Origin of the sequence: Advenella sp. RU8, from assembly GCF_048381675.1 — a bacterium.
Lineage (GTDB): Bacteria > Pseudomonadota > Gammaproteobacteria > Burkholderiales > Burkholderiaceae_B > Advenella.
In genome coordinates, this window is sequence record NZ_JBLWIS010000011.1 from 35,772 (window position 1) to 51,714 (window position 15,943).

Annotated in this window: 13 protein-coding genes; 8 read left to right on the forward strand and 5 right to left on the reverse strand. The window is 49.3% G+C overall.

The window, feature by feature from the left end; translation table 11 throughout:
* Position 1: 1 nt before the first annotated feature.
* Together leuS and ACM5Q9_RS12450 are read right to left on the reverse strand one after the other, a co-directional pair.
* Positions 2-2,659: a leucine--tRNA ligase gene (gene leuS, locus ACM5Q9_RS12445; RefSeq protein ID WP_418145064.1), complete on the reverse strand. Its 2,658-nt coding sequence runs from the start codon at positions 2,657-2,659 to the stop codon at positions 2-4.
* Positions 2,660-2,819: 160 nt separating this feature from the next.
* Entirely contained in the window at positions 2,820-3,530 is a 711-nt protein-coding gene (locus tag ACM5Q9_RS12450) for a helix-turn-helix transcriptional regulator (RefSeq protein ID WP_418145065.1), read from the reverse strand.
* A gap of 334 nt (positions 3,531-3,864) precedes the next feature.
* Here ACM5Q9_RS12450 and ACM5Q9_RS12455 point away from each other — a divergent pair, with 334 nt between their 5' ends.
* Positions 3,865-4,011: a hypothetical protein gene (locus ACM5Q9_RS12455; protein ID WP_418145066.1), complete on the forward strand. Its 147-nt coding sequence runs from the start codon at positions 3,865-3,867 to the stop codon at positions 4,009-4,011.
* 89 nt (positions 4,012-4,100) lie between these two features.
* On the opposite strand, the gene ACM5Q9_RS12460 is transcribed toward ACM5Q9_RS12455, so the two are convergent.
* Complete coding sequence (locus tag ACM5Q9_RS12460) at positions 4,101-4,769, reverse strand: TIGR00730 family Rossman fold protein (RefSeq protein WP_418145067.1); 669 nt, start codon at positions 4,767-4,769, stop codon at positions 4,101-4,103.
* On the opposite strand from ACM5Q9_RS12460, the gene polA reads away from it, so the two are divergent.
* Positions 4,768-7,488 (forward strand): DNA polymerase I, encoded by a 2,721-nt coding sequence (gene polA / locus ACM5Q9_RS12465; protein ID WP_418145068.1) that lies wholly within the window; start codon positions 4,768-4,770, stop codon positions 7,486-7,488. The two genes, ACM5Q9_RS12460 and polA, sit on opposite strands and share 2 nt — an antisense overlap.
* A gap of 162 nt (positions 7,489-7,650) precedes the next feature.
* On the opposite strand, the gene htpX is transcribed toward polA, so the two are convergent.
* Positions 7,651-8,532: a protease HtpX gene (gene htpX, locus ACM5Q9_RS12470; protein WP_418145069.1), complete on the reverse strand. Its 882-nt coding sequence runs from the start codon at positions 8,530-8,532 to the stop codon at positions 7,651-7,653.
* A gap of 192 nt (positions 8,533-8,724) precedes the next feature.
* Here htpX and ACM5Q9_RS12475 point away from each other — a divergent pair, with 192 nt between their 5' ends.
* Positions 8,725-9,606, forward strand: coding sequence for a DMT family transporter (locus ACM5Q9_RS12475; protein WP_418145070.1), 882 nt, complete (start codon positions 8,725-8,727; stop codon positions 9,604-9,606).
* Between the two features lie 34 nt (positions 9,607-9,640).
* Entirely contained in the window at positions 9,641-10,486 is an 846-nt protein-coding gene (locus ACM5Q9_RS12480) for a sulfurtransferase (RefSeq protein WP_418145071.1), read from the forward strand.
* A gap of 100 nt (positions 10,487-10,586) precedes the next feature.
* Here the strand turns inward: ACM5Q9_RS12480 and ACM5Q9_RS12485 are convergent, their stop codons facing one another.
* Positions 10,587-11,729: an aromatic ring-hydroxylating oxygenase subunit alpha gene (locus tag ACM5Q9_RS12485; protein WP_418145072.1), complete on the reverse strand. Its 1,143-nt coding sequence runs from the start codon at positions 11,727-11,729 to the stop codon at positions 10,587-10,589.
* A gap of 256 nt (positions 11,730-11,985) precedes the next feature.
* Here ACM5Q9_RS12485 and ACM5Q9_RS12490 point away from each other — a divergent pair, with 256 nt between their 5' ends.
* Genes ACM5Q9_RS12490 through folE2 form a run of 4 tightly spaced genes read left to right on the forward strand, consistent with a single transcriptional unit; the run spans position 11,986 to position 15,844 of the window.
* Entirely contained in the window at positions 11,986-12,234 is a 249-nt protein-coding gene (locus ACM5Q9_RS12490; RefSeq protein ID WP_418145073.1) for an exodeoxyribonuclease VII small subunit, read from the forward strand.
* 18 nt (positions 12,235-12,252) lie between these two features.
* On the forward strand, positions 12,253-13,152 hold the full coding sequence (locus ACM5Q9_RS12495) for a polyprenyl synthetase family protein (protein ID WP_418145116.1): 900 nt from the start codon (positions 12,253-12,255) through the stop codon (positions 13,150-13,152).
* A 14-nt stretch (positions 13,153-13,166) separates the two neighbouring features.
* Positions 13,167-15,035 carry a 1-deoxy-D-xylulose-5-phosphate synthase gene (dxs, locus tag ACM5Q9_RS12500; protein WP_418145074.1) on the forward strand — a complete coding sequence of 623 codons (1,869 nt, stop codon included), beginning with the start codon at positions 13,167-13,169 and terminating at the stop codon, positions 15,033-15,035.
* A gap of 11 nt (positions 15,036-15,046) precedes the next feature.
* Positions 15,047-15,844 (forward strand): GTP cyclohydrolase FolE2, encoded by a 798-nt coding sequence (gene folE2, locus ACM5Q9_RS12505; protein WP_418145075.1) that lies wholly within the window; start codon positions 15,047-15,049, stop codon positions 15,842-15,844.
* Positions 15,845-15,943 lie beyond the last annotated feature (99 nt).

The following is a 15,943-nucleotide window of genomic DNA, read 5'->3' on the forward strand; positions in this document are numbered from 1 at the left end:
CTTATCCTACAACGTTGATCAGCTTGCCAGGAACGATAATGACTCGTTTGGGTGGCCGGCCTTCAAGGAATTTTTCAACTGATTGATGGGCCAGTGCCAGCTTTTCAATGTCTTCTTTGCTGGATCCGTTAGGTACATTAATAGAACCGCGCAGTTTGCCATTGACCTGCAGCATCATCTCGATTTCATCGGCAATAAGGGCTTGCTCGTCGAGTTCGGGCCATGGTGCATCCAGCAGGTCTCCATACGCTTGGGCATAGCCAAGTTCACTCCAGAGATGCCAGGTAATATGGGGAACGACCGGGTACAGCATGCGCAACAGAATGCCAATGACTTCCTTGATGGCAGCATCCGCTTCGGCACTGGCTTCCAGTTTGGCGTCTTCAATCGCATTGAGCAGTTTCATGTTGGCAGAAACCACTGTGTTGTATTGAATGCGCTCATAGTCATAATTGGCTTGCTTGAGCAGGGAGTAAGCGGTGCGACGCAGGTCTTTGACCGCTTTGGGGGCATTGTCCCAGTCAGGTGTTGTAGCGGTTGCGCGCGCAATAATGGCTTTATGGTTGTAGGCCATAGACCAGAGGCGCTTGAGGAAGCGGTGTGAGCCTTCCACGCCGGAGTCGGACCATTCAAGGGTTTGCTCTGGAGGGCTGGTGAACATGACGAACAGGCGGGCGGTATCGGCACCCAGGGTGTCGATAAGGGCCTGTGGATCTACACCGTTGTTTTTGGATTTGGACATGGTGCCAATGCCACCGTAATCCACCGGAGAGTTGTCTTTGATAAGACGTGCGCCAATAATGCTGCCTTTTTCGTTATAGACGTTTTCAACCTCTTCGGGCCAGAAATATTCAATGCCGCCTTTTTCGTTTTTGCGGGAATAGATATGGTTAAGCACCATGCCCTGGCAAAGCAGTTTCTTGAAGGGTTCATCAAACTTGAGCAGGCCCATGTCACGCATGACTTTGGTCCAGAAGCGCGCATACAGCAAATGAAGCACGGCATGTTCGATGCCACCAATGTATTGATCCATTGGCATCCAGTAGTCGTTGCGGGTATCGACCATGGCATTGTTGTTGCCGGGCGAGGTATAGCGCATGAAGTACCAGGAAGAGTCGATGAAGGTATCCATGGTGTCGGTTTCGCGACGGGCCGGCTTGCCGCATTTGGGACAGGAGCAGGACAGGAATGCTTCATGTTTGCTAAGCGGGTTGCCACTGCCATCGGGAATCAGCTCTTCGGGCAATTTTACCGGCAGGTCTTTTTCGGGTACGGGAACCGGGCCGCAATCTGCACAGTGAATGATGGGGATTGGGGTGCCCCAGTAACGCTGGCGTGAAATACCCCAGTCGCGCAAGCGCCAGGTGGTTTGTTTCTCGCCCAGGCCTTTGTCGGACAGCACGCTGGCAACGGCATCAACAGCCTGTTGGTAGTTCAGGCCGTCGAACTGGCCTGAATTGACGACAATGCCGTTTTGTTTGTCGGCGTACCACTCTTGCCATTCTTCGGTAGAGTATGTTTTGTCTTGAACCGCGATGACCTGCTTGATGGGCAAGCGGTATTTGAGGGCAAAAGCGAAGTCTCGTTCATCGTGTGCCGGTACGCCCATGACGGCGCCATCACCGTAGCTCATGAGGACGTAATTGCCCACCCAGATTTCAACCTGTTCATTGGTAATGGGGTGGGTCACAAACAGGCCGGTAGGCATACCTGCTTTTTCGCGGGTTGCCATCTCGACTTCGGTGGTGCCGCCTTGCTTGCATTCTTCAATAAAGGCCGCTAGGGCAGGGTTGGATTGTGCTGCATGGCTTGCCAGTGGATGTTCCGGGGCAACTGCGCAGAAAGTAACGCCCATGATGGTGTCGGGGCGAGTGGTGAAAACGTACATGCGGCCATCCTGGATAAGCTGGCCTTCGTTGTTTTTGATTTCATGGGTAAAGGCAAAACGAACGCCTTCGCTTTTGCCAATCCAGTTTTCCTGCATCAGGCGCACACGTTCGGGCCAGCCGGGCAGGTTGTGCTTGACTTCGTGCAGCAGTTCTTCGGCATAGTCGGTAATGCGCAGGTAGTAACCCGGAATTTCGCGTTTTTCAACCAGGGCACCCGAGCGCCATCCGCGACCGTCAATGACCTGCTCATTGGCGAGTACCGTGTTGTCTACGGGATCCCAGTTAACGGTTTGGGTTTTGCGGTAGGCAATGCCTTTTTCCAGCATTTTCAGGAAAAACCATTGGTTCCACTTGTAGTATTCAGGATCGCAGGCACACATTTCGCGTGACCAGTCAATGGCCAACCCCATTGCCTTCATTTGTTTTTTCATGTACGCAATGTTGTCGTACGTCCATTTGGCAGGGGGGACTTTTGACTTGATGGCAGCATTTTCGGCAGGCATGCCGAAAGCGTCCCAGCCCATGGGCATTAACACGTTGAATCCGCGCATGCGCAGCTGGCGTGCCATCATGTCGTTGATGGTGTAGTTACGGACATGGCCCATATGCAACTTGCCGCTTGGGTAGGGCAACATTGAACAGGCATAAAACTTGGGCTTGTCATTGCCGTTACTGTCTTTGGCGTGCTCTGTTACCAGATAGGCATCTGTGTCTTGCCAGTTGCGTTGAGCGTTTTGTTCTACTTCCAGTGGGGTATATTGTTCCAACATGACTTTTTGCGGTAAAAAATGGGCTTGGGAGGAATCCCGTAAAACGTATTATTATAAGTCTTTACAGATTGAAGTAGGTTGTTTTGTCACTTGGGATTGAATTGAAATATCTGTTCCTTGGCAAGGTTGCATGGATGGAGTTTCCGTGGTTGGAGAATAGTTACTTGAGCAGATCAGGCAACAGTGCCTTGAAAGCGCCTGAAGTACGCCGGCTTGATTTGGTTTTGTTCAGAATTTGTGTTATGTGATATTTGACGGTATTGCTCTTTATGTGCAGGCAGTCGGCAATGTCTTTGTTTGTCATGCCAGTAGCAATGCATCTGCTGATTTCCATTTGCCTGGGAGACAGTACCGGGTATGTGGTGTTCAGATAATGGTTAACCAGATGCTGCCTGATTAAATATCGGGCGGAAAAAACCAGCTGTTTGAGCTGAAACAGTTGTTGTTCAATTTCATGCATGGAAACGGGATGACTGGTTCTGAGCAGGACCAGGGAGCTTTTCCTGCTTCCGGACATATTCTGGTAGGGTAAATCCAGGCCGTATAATCGTGGAAAATCCTGAAAAAGCCTGATGAGGTCTGGGTGATTGGAAAGGTTGTTTTTGTCCCAGGAAAATGTTTTGCACAGGGCGCTTGAGTCGGTGTTTATGTGGCTGAGCGGATTGTTTTTCAGGACAATGCCATCCTGGAGGTTTTTCAGGCATGAATGTGGCAGGTTGCTGGCACACAGGAACCGGGACTCGGTATCGTTAAAGGGAAAGGGCAGGTTTTGAATGTAGACATAATATTCTAAACCGTTATTATGTAATGACTGTTTTAAGAATGTTTGCTGTTCAGTTTTATCCAGAGGATTTAAAACTGATTGAAGCATCAGGTTGGTTATCATTTTTATCTCGCTCACTACTAAATATGTTACGTATTGTTAATTTTTTGTAAATAATAGCTTGCGAGTCAGAATGTGCACGTAATAATGCACGTTTGTTTGATTTATTTCAAAAGATAAATTGAAGTGAAAATCATCAATCAGTCATTTGAAAATAAATGTTCCGTTTTGGAAAAAAATAGCTGGGGGGATAGCGGTGCATTTGATCAAAGCGCTTGTTGTTGGGATGCTGCCTGTTTTATTGACGGCTTGTGGAGGTGTGTTGTATGAAAAAACAGATGTCCATCTGATTCTTCCTTGCTATAAGGATAAAAATACTTGTATGAAGCAAATGACAAACACGTGCATGAAAGAGTTTTCGGGCAAGGTTTTGGAAAATGAGACCCGTGACGAGGATGTGCCGGTGGTTTATGTCCTGTGTCGCCCAGCGCAAAACCAAACCGCCGGTGATGCCAAGGCGGAAAGTTAGCCTTTATACTTGCCCAGGCGTGTTTTAAAGCCAGGGCAGGTGTTGCGAAAGACTATTTGCCTTCAATTTACTTTGAATTTACCCTTAAGTTAGCAAAGTCCAAGTCGAAACTCTTCATCCTGGTTTTTTTGATGGTGAGCCTGAATATGCTCAACGATGCGTGTGGGATCATCTTCTACAACAAACAAATTAATATCGTTGGGTGAAATATAGCCATTGCTTAATAATTGTTTTTTTATCCATTGCAGCAGCCCATCCCAGAACTCGGTCCCTACAAAAATAATGGGGGCGCTATGGGCTTTACCGGTTTGGATTAGGGTAAGTGCTTCGAAGAGTTCGTCAAGTGTGCCAAAACCGCCAGGTAAAATGATGTAACCTGAGCTGTTCATGAAAAATGTGGTTTTCCTTGAAACGAAGTATTTGAAGTAAATGCTATGTGACTGGAATGGATTGTCTACTTGTTCATGTGGCAGCTTGATATTCAAGCCAATACTGGTGCCGCCTGCTTCAAAACAGCCCTTGTTGGCGGCTTCCATGATGCCAGGCCCCCCTCCGGACATGATGTTGAATCCTGCTTGTGCCAGTTTTTGGCTGATTTCAATCGTTTTGCGGTAGTAAGGAGAATCTGTTTTTGTGCGGGCACTTCCGAATATACTTACAGCTGCTGAAATATCTTTTAAATGATTGGCGGCGTCTTGTAACTCAGCGGAAATTTCCCTGATCTGTTCCTGGATGGTCGTTGTTTTTGTTACTGACATGAAAAAAACCTTATTACTTGTTGATGGATCTAGCTATTTGTACCGGGCCTTCCATGCTATGCCTGATTTAAGAAACGCCTTGGGTGAGCCTACCGGTGCAATTTATGGTGTCATCAATATGATGCGCAAAATTAATCAGGATTATCAGGCTGACTACGTGGCCTGCATCTTTGATGCAAAAGGAAAAACATTTCGTGATGATTTGTATCCTGATTATAAAGGGCATCGTCCCCCAATGCCCGACGATCTGGTTTTGCAAATAGAGCCCATCCACCAGGCAATTAGCGCCATGGGTTGGACGGTGATTGCCAAACCCGGGGTCGAGGCGGATGATATTATTGCCACTTTAGCAGAAATTGCCACACAAAATGAAGTCCGTACCATTATTTCCACTGGGGATAAGGATATAGCCCAATTGGTCAACGAGCATGTCAGCATCGTCAATACCATGACTAATGAAACCCTTGATATAGAAGGGGTGAAAAGCAAGTTTGGTGTTTTGCCCGAGCAGATTATTGATTACCTGATGTTGATTGGCGATACGGTGGATAATGTGCCGGGCGTGCCTAAAGTGGGGCCCAAAACGGCAGTCAAGTGGTTGGCTGAATACGGTACTATCGACAAACTGGTTGAAAATGCCGACAAAATCAAAGGGGTGGTCGGGAATAATCTGCGTGAATCCATCCCTAATTTTGAACTGACCCGCCAGCTGATTACGATCAAGCGCGACTGTGAGGTTGATGATTTTTTTACCGGGATGGATGATCTGTCCCTTAAGCCGCAAGATGCCGAAACACTGAAAAAAATCTTTGACCATTTCGGCTTTCGGACCTGGCTGCGTGAGTTGACCGGTGATGTCCAGGCTGTGCCCAAACAGGATGCCCGGGTTGCCCACGAGATTCCTGAAGCGCCAGAAACAGTTGACTACGTAACGGTGGATACTCCCGAATTATTGGAAGACTGCCTGAAGCAGATCCAGGAGGCTGCTTTGGTTGCGCTGGATACCGAAACCACCTCGTTAGACCCGATGATGGCATCGCTGGTTGGGACTTCAATGTCTATTCATCCCGGGCAAGGCTGGTATATTCCGCTTGCACACAAAGGCAATATGTTGGCCCAACAATTAGATAAATCCATGGTGCTTGAAAAACTCAGGCCATGGTTAGAGGACGAGAGCGCGGCCAAAGTACTGCAAAATGCCAAATATGACACGCATGTATTTGCCAACGAAGGGATTAAGCTAAAAGGCATAAAAGATGACACTATGCTGATGGCATATGTGCTTGAATCCCACCGCAGTGTTGGCATGCAAGACCTGGCGCAGCGATATCTGGGCAGAAAAGGGGTGGATTACACCGATTTATGTGGCAAGGGAGCCAAGCAGATTGGTTTCGATGAAGTCGAGATTGAGCAGGCCTCTTTCTATGCCTGCGAAGATACCGATTTTACCTTGCAGTTGGCGGGCTTGATGCGGCCATTGGTGGTGGCCGAGGAAGGGCTTGACCGGATATATCGGCTTGAATTGTGGGTTTCCGAGGTGTTGGCGAAGATTGAGCGTAATGGCGTCAAAATTAACGAAAAAGCCTTGCAGCAACAAAGCCATGAAATTGGAGAGAAGCTGGTTGCGCTTGAAAACAAGGCCTATGAACTGGCCGGTCAGCCTTTTAACCTGAATTCGCCCAAGCAGCTGGCCGAGATTTTGTTTGATCGCATGCAATTGCCGGTTATCCGCAAAACCCCCAAGGGTGCCCCTTCAACCGATGAGGAAGTACTTAGCAAACTGGCCCAGGATTACCCGCTGCCAGCTACCCTGCTTGAGTATCGTGGGCTGGCCAAGCTTAAATCTACGTATACCGACAAACTGCCTAAAATGATTAATCCTAAAACCGGACGGGTACATACCAATTACTCGCAGGCGGCAGTCATTACCGGGCGCCTGGCCTCGTCTGATCCTAACTTGCAGAATATTCCGGTGCGAACCGAAGAAGGGCGCAAGGTCAGGACGGCTTTTGTGCCGGAAAAGGGCGGCGTAATCATGTCTGCCGACTACTCGCAAATCGAGTTGCGAGTCATGGCGCATGTGTCGGATGATGCCAATCTGCAATTGGCTTTTGCCCAAGGCAAGGATATTCACCGGGCAACCGCCTCAGAGGTGTTTGGCACACCTCTGGAAGAAGTGACTGCCGAGCAGCGTCGTGCCGCCAAGGCTATTAACTTTGGCTTGATTTACGGCATGGGGGCATTTGGCTTGGCCAGCAATCTGGGCATTACCCGTGATGCCGCGCAATCTTACATAGACCGTTATTTTGAGCGTTATCCCGGTGTGGCGGCCTACATGACGCTTACCCGCGCCAAGGCAAATGAGCAAGGGTATGTGGAAACCGTATTTGGACGTCGCTTGTGGTTGCCTGAAATCAAGGGAGCCAAAGGTCCGCGCAAGGCGGCTGCCGAAAGGGCGGCAATTAATGCACCGATGCAGGGCACGGCGGCAGACTTGATCAAAATGGCAATGGTGGCCGTGCAGGAATGGATTGAAAATGAAAACCTGAAAACCATGATCATCATGCAGGTGCATGATGAATTGGTGCTTGAAGTGCCACAGGATGAAGTGGATTTGGTCAAATCACGGTTGCCTGAATTGATGTGCAACGTGGCTGAACTGAAAGTGCCACTGGTGGCGGAGGTTGGCATGGGCCCGGATTGGGAGCAGGCTCACTAAAGGCTGGTTTTATGAAACGGCTTTTGGGGCTTTTTCGAGACACCCATGTAAAATAAAAAAACGGTCCGGTTTAATGATATAAACCGGACCGTTTTTTGTGTGGCCTGAACGATGCACCCTCTGCTGGACATTTAACCGGGGTAGGAGCGGTTTGGGCCGTGTTTACTTGACAATACGTGCACGCAAGGCATTGATGCGGTGCTCGATCGGTGGGTGAGTAGAGAATAGGGCAGCCACATTGACTTTGCCACTGATGCCGGAAGCATTCAGTTGCTGGGGCAGTTCACCGGGGGTAAGTCCCCCCAGGCGGGCCAAGGCATGAATCATTGGGTCGGCTGAGCCCATGAGTTGTGCGGCACCGGCATCAGCACGGTATTCACGTTGGCGTGAGAACCAGGCCACAATGATAGAGGCCAGGATGCCAAATGCGATTTCACAGACAATGACGGAAATGTAATAGCCAATACCAACTTCGCGTTCATTTTTCAGGATGACCCGGTCAACCACATAACCCACAACGCGTGACAGGAAGACCACAAAGGTGTTTACCACACCCTGAATCAGCGTCAGGGTAACCATGTCACCGTTGGCTACGTGCGCCACTTCGTGGCCCAGGACAGCAGCGACTTCTTCTTCAGTCATGCTATTAAGCAAACCGGTGGAAACGGCAACCAGGGCATCGTTTTTGAATGCGCCGGTTGCAAAAGCATTGGGTTCGCCTTCATAAATGGCGACTTCAGGATGGCCAATGCCGGCACGGTCAGCCAATTGGTGGACAGTATCAACCAGCCAGGCTTCACGACTGTTGGCCGGGGCGGCTGGGTTAATGACTTGGGCGCCCGTGCTCCATTTGGCCATGGGTTTGCTGATGAGCAGGGAGATGATTGAGCCGGTAAAGCCGACCACTGCTGAAAATGCCAGCAATTGCGTTATGTCCAGGCCTTCGGCGGTAATGAAGCGGTTGATGCCAAGGATATTTAATGTGACACCCAGCACCACCATAACGGCCAGGTTGGTCATAAGAAATAGAAAAATGCGTTTCATAAGGGGTTAAGCCTTTAAATCTAACTGTTTTTGGAAATGGGCTGCATCATAATATAGTTTAAATAAAATGATTAATACAGCGATATTGATTTGTTTAATTATATAGGGTGAATTCCCGATATTTAAAGTGACCTTGGGTATAGAATGATGATTTTCTTATTTCAGAATGTTCCTTTCAGGGTCAGATAGGCTATGCAATCGTTGTGGATGCTGCTGGCGGCATTAATGTTCGCCATTATGGGTACTTGTATCAAGCTGTCTTATGAGATGGGTTCAAGCCTGCCTCTTGTTGTGATAGCCCGCGGGTTGCCCTCCATTGTAGCGATTGTGTTGTGGGCGCTGTTAAGCCACCAGTCCCTGAAGCCGAAAAGCGTTAAATTGCATGTTTTACGTAACCTGTTTGGCGTAACGTCCCTGTGGATGGGGTTTTATGGTTATTCCGTGCTGCCGTTATCAACCAGTGCCAGTCTTAACTATACCTCTCCGCTGTTTATTGCCGGTTTTTTGTTTTTCAGCAACAAGGGCCCGAAAGATTCACTGCGTCTGCTGTCGGTCATTTTGGGTTTTCTGGGTGTATTACTGGTGTTGCGACCTAGCATCACTGAAGACCAGTGGTTTGCTGCCTCACTGGGCCTGATGTCTGGGGCATTTGGGGGTATAGCCATGTTGCAGATCAAAGCGTTGGGGGCAATTGGAGAGCCGATCTGGAGAACCGTTTTCTACTTTTCCCTGATTGTGGTGTTAACCGGTTTTCTTGGCTTGAAGGCGCATGGTTATGGGGAACCCAATTTCACCACCTGGCTGGTACTTTTCGGGGTGGGCGTTAGCGGACTGATCGGACAGCTTGCACTCACCCGTGCCTTTGGTCAGGGTTCTCCGATTCTGACTGCGGCTTTGCAATACAGCACCATTATATTTGCGGCTATACTGGGTATTATTTTCTGGGGAGATATTCCCGACTTATTGGCTTGGGTTGGTATGGCCCTGATTATCCTGGCAGGATTGCTGTCTGCCTGGAGAACCATGCAACTGGCAGAAGCTGCCAGATCCCGGAAAAATATGGCCAATAACTGAATCTGATGATTTTTGAACTATCTGGAGCAAGAAAGTGGAACCGTTGATTTCAGCACTCGGGCTGCAAGATTTACTGAGCGAAGATGAGACCCTGGTCTTGTTGGATGCAAGGCATGATTTGGCCAATCATCAACTGGGCAGGGAGCAATATCTCGAGGGGCATATTCCGGGCGCTATTTTTCTTGATCATGAAATTGATCTGTGCGGACCCAAGACAGGAAAAAATGGGCGGCATCCTTTGCCTGATCGTGAAGACTTTATCAGGTTGCTGGGTAACTTGGGTATTGATCCAACCGCAAATATTGTCGTCTATGATGCCAGGGATGGCATGTTTGCTGCTCATTTGTGGTGGATGTTGCGGTGGGTTGGCTGCACCCGTGTACGGGTGCTCAATGGTGGCTGGAGTGCCTGGGGCCAGATCAGCGGTGATATTGAGCGTGAACAACCTGCGCCACGAGTGCCTGTAAAGTGGGCACTCCATGCCGCTTCGATGCCTGTTGTGGATGCGCTGGACGTGCTGGCCAATCTGAATAATCCTGTTTTTACCCTTATAGATGCCCGTGCCGAAAACCGATTTCGCGGTGAGAATGAAACCATTGATCCCGTTGCTGGTCATATTCCCGGTGCTGTCAACAGGCCCTTTACCCGTAATCTAGATAGTGATGGTTTTTTTCTTCCGGTGGATGAACTTAAATCCGCTTTTGTAGAAGTGCTTGCTAATAAGAAGCCTGAGAATATCGTTCACCAGTGCGGTTCGGGTATTAGTGCCTGTCATAACCTGCTAGCCATGGAGGTGGCCGGTTTGCGCGGTTCTGCGCTTTATCCCGGCTCCTGGAGCGAATGGTGCAGTGATGATTCCCGGCCTGTTGAAATAGGCTAGTTGTTAAAAATACGGTGCAAAAAACAATCCCCTTGAAAGAAATTTTTTCAAGGGGATTGTTGATATTGCACCCGCGATATTGTGTGTCGCAGTCAGTGAGTTAGAGGTTCATGATGCGGTTGTACCATTCATGAAAATGCAGCATGCCATCTTCCATGGGAGACTGGTAAGGTCCCACTTCGCTGGTGTTGCGTTTGTGCAGGGCAAGGCGGCCTGCATCCATGCGCTCGGCAATTTCATCATCTTCAATGGCGGTTTCCATATAGGCAGCCCGCTGGGCCTCGATGAAATCGCGCTCGAACATGACAATTTCTTCAGGATAATAAAACTCGACGATATTGACGGTTTTTTGCGGGCTGACAGGATGCAGTGTGGATAGAACCAGAACATGAGGGTAAAGCTCAATCATGTGGGTCGGGAAATAGGTCACCCATACGGCACCAAAATCGGGTTTTTCGCCCTGGCGGAACTTAAGTAGCTCATTGTGCCATTTTTTGTAAACCTCTGAGCCCGGATTGGCTAGCGCCTGGTGGATGCCCACGTACTGCGCGCTGAACCAGTCAGAAAACTCCCACTTCAGGTCATCGCAGGTGACGAATTTGCCCAGTCCGGGATGAAAGGGGGCAACATGGTAATCCTCAAGATAAACTTCAATGAAAGTTTTCCAGTTATAGTTGCATTCGTGTACTTCTACGTGGTCAAGCACGTAATCCGAGAAATCAAATTCCGGTTTTGCAAAAAGCGGCGCCAGGTCTGAAGCAGGATCACGCGGGCCTTCAAAGAGCAGGCCATGGCAGTTTGAAAGCGGAAATTTTTGCAAGTTCTTGCAGGGGTTCTGGTTAAATTGCGGCGCGCCCAGCAAGGTCCCCTGGTTATCATAAGTCCAGCGGTGCAGAGGGCAAACGATATTGCCGCCGTTTTCCTGCAGATTACCATGATTCTTGACAGCACCGGTGACATTGCCTGCTTCACCCCCCAACATGATTGCCTGACGGTGACGGCAAACGTTAGATAGCAGCTCAGGACCATTTTTATTGCGGACTAGAATGCGTCCGGCCTGTTCCTGCACCAAGGTTCTCCAGTCCCCGGTGTTGGGTATCATTTTTTCGTTGCCAACATAACAGGCAGATTGTTTGAAGATTTGCGCCTGTTCCCGGGCAAAAACATTGTCGTCAAAATAAACATGGACCGGCAATTGGGTTTGTGCCGGTTCGACATGTTTCATGGTTGCGATTTCTGACATTTTGTAGATCCCCCGCGTAAAAAAATAAAGCCGCCTCACCAAGGGTCATGAGCCGGCAGATTGTTGAAATTGAATGTAATGTTAAATTGTACCGAAAATTCAATGCCTTAATATTAAAAAAAATGAGGGAGGTATTAATTTTGCGGTTTGAAAAAGGGGGTGAGATTGAAAAATACGTAAAACTATTAAAATATGGCCCTTGCCAGCCCATGATTTCGTACAATACCTGATTATTTGAACTTTTCTGGAGTACCCCTTGTCAGAATCAACCCAAAAACTGGATGTCCTTGATTTACCAAAGGATTTTGAATCTGCCCTGAAAGAGCTTGAAGAGATTGTGCAGTCAATGGAAAGTGATGTGCTTTCCCTTGAGGCATCTTTGCGGGCGTACGAAAGAGGGGTTGCTTTGGCTCGGGTATGCCAGGAGCGCCTGGATGCTGCCGAGCAGCAGGTACAGGTACTTCAGAATAATTTGTTGCGTCCGGTACAGGTCGAGGTTGAATAAGCAATGAGTACGGGTTCAATGCATTTTCAGGATTGGCTGGCGGCCTGTGTTAATAATGTAGAAGCCGCGCTTGAAAAGGCGCTTCCGGCTACTACCGAGGTGCCTGTTCAATTGCACGAGGCCATGCGTTATGCCACGCTGGGTGGTGGTAAAAGAATTCGTGCCACATTGGTTTACGCTGCGGGCAGGGCTGCATTACAACAAGGCGTTGCCATAGAGTCATTCAATCATGCACTCGACAAGGCGGCGGCGGCAGTCGAGCTGATTCACGCTTATTCCCTGATTCATGACGATTTGCCCTGTATGGATGATGATGTCCTGCGCAGGGGGCAGCCTACAGTACATGTGCGTTTTGGTGAGGCTACGGCCATGCTGGCCGGAGACGCCCTGCAGCCGCTGGCTTTTGCCGAGCTTGCGCAAATGCCTGTGGCGCCTGCTTTGGTGGTACAGGCGGTGCAGGTACTTGGCCGGGTTGCCGGAAGCCTGGGCATGGTGGGTGGTCAGGCCATAGATTTGGCCAGTGTCAATCATACCCTTACCCTGGAGCAGTTGCAGTTCATGCATCGCTTGAAAACAGGCGCGCTTATCGAAGGCAGTGTCCTGTTGGGCGCGATTGTGACCGGAGCGACTTCTGAGGCCAGGCGGGCACTCGAGACCTATGGCTCGGCCATTGGTTTGGCCTTTCAGATTGTTGATGATATTCTTGATGTTACGGTTGATACCGAGGGCTTGGGTAAAACAGCAGGCAAGGATGCCGATGAAAACAAGCCTACTTATGTATCAATCATGGGCCTTGAAGCGTCCCGGGATTTTGCCCGGGAATTATATGAAGTGGCCATTGAGGCCATTAAACCATTAGGTGATTCTGCTGTTCGACTCAAAGAGTTGGCCGATTTCATTATTCACCGCAGTTATTGATGTGAAGCGTATTAATGTCAAATTTTCTAGAAAAGCTCAACTCTCCCGATGATGTCAGAAAATTAAGCCGTTCAGAGTTGGAGCAGGCAGCCAAGGAACTTCGGTCTTTTATTATTCGTTCGGTATCCAAAACCGGCGGGCACCTTTCGTCCAATCTTGGAACGGTAGAGCTTACGCTTGCGCTTCATTATGTGTTCAATACCCCGCATGACCGGATTATCTGGGATGTGGGGCATCAATCTTATCCACATAAAATTCTTACTGGCCGGCGCGAAGGCATGGCGCATTTGCGTCAGGCTGGCGGAATTTCAGGTTTTCCCAAGCGTAGTGAATCAGAATACGATGCTTTTGGCACTGCCCATTCTTCCACGTCCATTTCGGCAGCTTTGGGTATGGCAGTGGCTTCGCGTAATCTGCAAATAGAACGTCAGCACATTGCGGTCATTGGTGATGGCTCGATGACGGCTGGCATGGCATACGAAGCGTTAAATAATGCGGGCGTCACCCCGGGCATTAATCTGCTGGTTATCCTGAACGACAACGACATGTCCATTTCCCCACCGGTCGGGGCGCTTAACAAGTATCTGGCCCGTCTGCTGTCAGGCACCCTCTATCAGGAGGCGCGCAGTGTGGGCAAGGCGGTGCTGGGGCAGTTTCCCTCGCCGGTCATGGAAATGGCCCGCAAGGTTAAAGGCCATGCCAAAGGCATTTTGGGTTCTGCTACCTGGTTTGAGGAGTTCGGCTTTAATTATGTTGGGCCCATCGATGGCCATGACCTGGATGCATTGGTGCCTACCTTGCAAAACCTGCGTCAAATGGGAGGTCTGCAATTCCTGCACGTCATTACCAAGAAAGGGCAGGGATACAAACTGGCCGAGGCGGATCCTATCCTGTATCACGGACCTGGCAAATTTGACCCTGAAGTAGGTATCCAGAAACCGGCCAAGCCTGGAAAACAAACTTTTACCCAGGTTTTCGGGCACTGGTTGTGTGATATGGCTGCACAAGACGAAAAACTGATTGGTATTACCCCCGCCATGCGAGAGGGTAGTGGCATGGTGGAATTTGAAAAACGATTCCCTGCGCGATATTTTGATGTGGGTATTGCCGAACAGCATTCGGTGACTTTTGCCGCCGGTATTGCTTGTGAAGGCCTTAAACCTGTCCTGGCTATTTACTCAACCTTTCTGCAAAGGGGGTATGATCAGCTGATTCATGATGTTGCCCTGCAGAACCTTGACGTGACTTTTGCCCTTGACAGGGCAGGCCTGGTGGGGGCCGATGGCGCCACTCACGCCGGTAACTATGATATTGCTTTTTTACGTTGCATCCCCAATATGGTGGTGGCAGTTCCTTCGGATGAAAATGAGACCCGCTTGTTGCTGAGCACTTGTTACCATCATAAAGGCCCTGCGTCCGTGCGTTATCCCAGAGGATCGGGTGTGGGGGCGAACGTCAGCGATACCCTTGATCCGGTAACGTTAGGCAAGGCAGTGGTGCGTCGCACAGGTACGGGCATGGCTATCCTGGCTTTCGGTCCTTTGCTGCATGCAGCCATGCCGGTGGCGGAAAAATTCAATGCAACGCTGGTTGACATGCGTTTTGTGAAACCAATCGATGAAGAATTGGTTAAACAGCTTGCAGTGACACATGAGGTTTTTGTGACGCTGGAAGAAGGTAGTGTAATGGGGGGCGCAGGTAGCGCCGTTGCTGAACTCATGAGCGCGTTCGGGTTCAGTAAGCCCATTTTGCAGCTTGGCTTGCCTGATCGTTTTATCGATCATGGCGATCAGGCCGCACTCTTGAAGGGCGTGGGTCTGGATTCGGAAGGAATCGAGGCGGCTGTCCGCGCACGTTTTAAATCCGTTTTGAATATTACTTAGGTTTTTAATATATGAATTCCATAATTGGCTCGGACGAGTTAATGCCCGACGTGCAAAGTTCTCAGGACTTGCGTCATATACCAATTGAACGCGTAGGAATCAGACGTGTAAAACATCCCATGCTTGTGCAGGCTGCCGATGGTTCAGTGCAGCCCACTATCGCAGAGTGGACGCTAACTGTATTTTTGCCCGAGCATGAAAAAGGGACCCATATGTCCCGCTTTGTGGCTCTGCTTGAGCGATATCGCTCACAAGCCATGACTATTGCACTTTTCAAAGAAATGGCCCGTGAAATGCTGCCCTTGCTGCATGCTGAAAAAGGTGACCTCACGGTTTCTTTTCCGTATTTTATTAATAAGAGCGCACCGGTCTCGGGTGTCGAAAGCCTGATGGACTATCAGGTTACGTGGTTTGCGGTTGCCCGGGGTGAGGAAGTTGAGTTTGAACTCAATGTGGTTGTGCCGGTAATGAGCTTGTGCCCATGCTCAAAAGCAATTTCCGCTTATGGCGCACACAACCAACGTTCCCATATTACCGTGCAGTTGGTCTCTGATGGCAACTACACCATGGAATCGGTGATCAAGACGGTTGAGCAGCAGGCATCTTGCGAACTGTGGGGCTTGTTAAAACGCCCGGACGAGAAGTATGTAACCGAGCGCTCTTACGATAACCCCAAATTTGTCGAAGACCTGATCCGGGATGTGGCAGCCAATATCCGGAAAATGCCCCAACTCAGGCGATATAAGATCGAAGCCGAAAATTTCGAATCGATTCATAATCATTCGGCATATGCGGTGATAGAAGGTTAATGCTTGTGATTTGTCGCGTGTCTGCGACAAATCACAAAGTGTCCCGGCAAGTATTTAAAAACAAACAGAATTCTTAACGGTTTTTTTGTTTACGTTAGA

Bases quoted from the DNA above. Each gene is read 5' to 3' on its own strand.
- leuS (WP_418145064.1), bottom strand. From the start codon at position 2,659: ATGTTGGAACAATATACCCCACTGGAAGTAGAACAAAACGCTCAACGC.
- ACM5Q9_RS12460 (WP_418145067.1), bottom strand. From the start codon at position 4,769: ATGTCAGTAACAAAAACAACGACCATCCAGGAACAGATCAGGGAAATT.
- htpX (WP_418145069.1), bottom strand. From the start codon at position 8,532: ATGAAACGCATTTTTCTATTTCTTATGACCAACCTGGCCGTTATGGTG.
- ACM5Q9_RS12450 (WP_418145065.1), bottom strand. From the start codon at position 3,530: ATGCTTCAATCAGTTTTAAATCCTCTGGATAAAACTGAACAGCAAACA.
- ACM5Q9_RS12485 (WP_418145072.1), bottom strand. From the start codon at position 11,729: ATGTCAGAAATCGCAACCATGAAACATGTCGAACCGGCACAAACCCAA.
- ACM5Q9_RS12455 (WP_418145066.1), top strand. From the start codon at position 3,865: ATGAAGCAAATGACAAACACGTGCATGAAAGAGTTTTCGGGCAAGGTT.
- folE2 (WP_418145075.1), top strand. From the start codon at position 15,047: ATGAATTCCATAATTGGCTCGGACGAGTTAATGCCCGACGTGCAAAGT.
- dxs (WP_418145074.1), top strand. From the start codon at position 13,167: ATGTCAAATTTTCTAGAAAAGCTCAACTCTCCCGATGATGTCAGAAAA.
- polA (WP_418145068.1), top strand. From the start codon at position 4,768: ATGAAAAAAACCTTATTACTTGTTGATGGATCTAGCTATTTGTACCGG.
- ACM5Q9_RS12475 (WP_418145070.1), top strand. From the start codon at position 8,725: ATGCAATCGTTGTGGATGCTGCTGGCGGCATTAATGTTCGCCATTATG.
- ACM5Q9_RS12495 (WP_418145116.1), top strand. From the start codon at position 12,253: ATGCATTTTCAGGATTGGCTGGCGGCCTGTGTTAATAATGTAGAAGCC.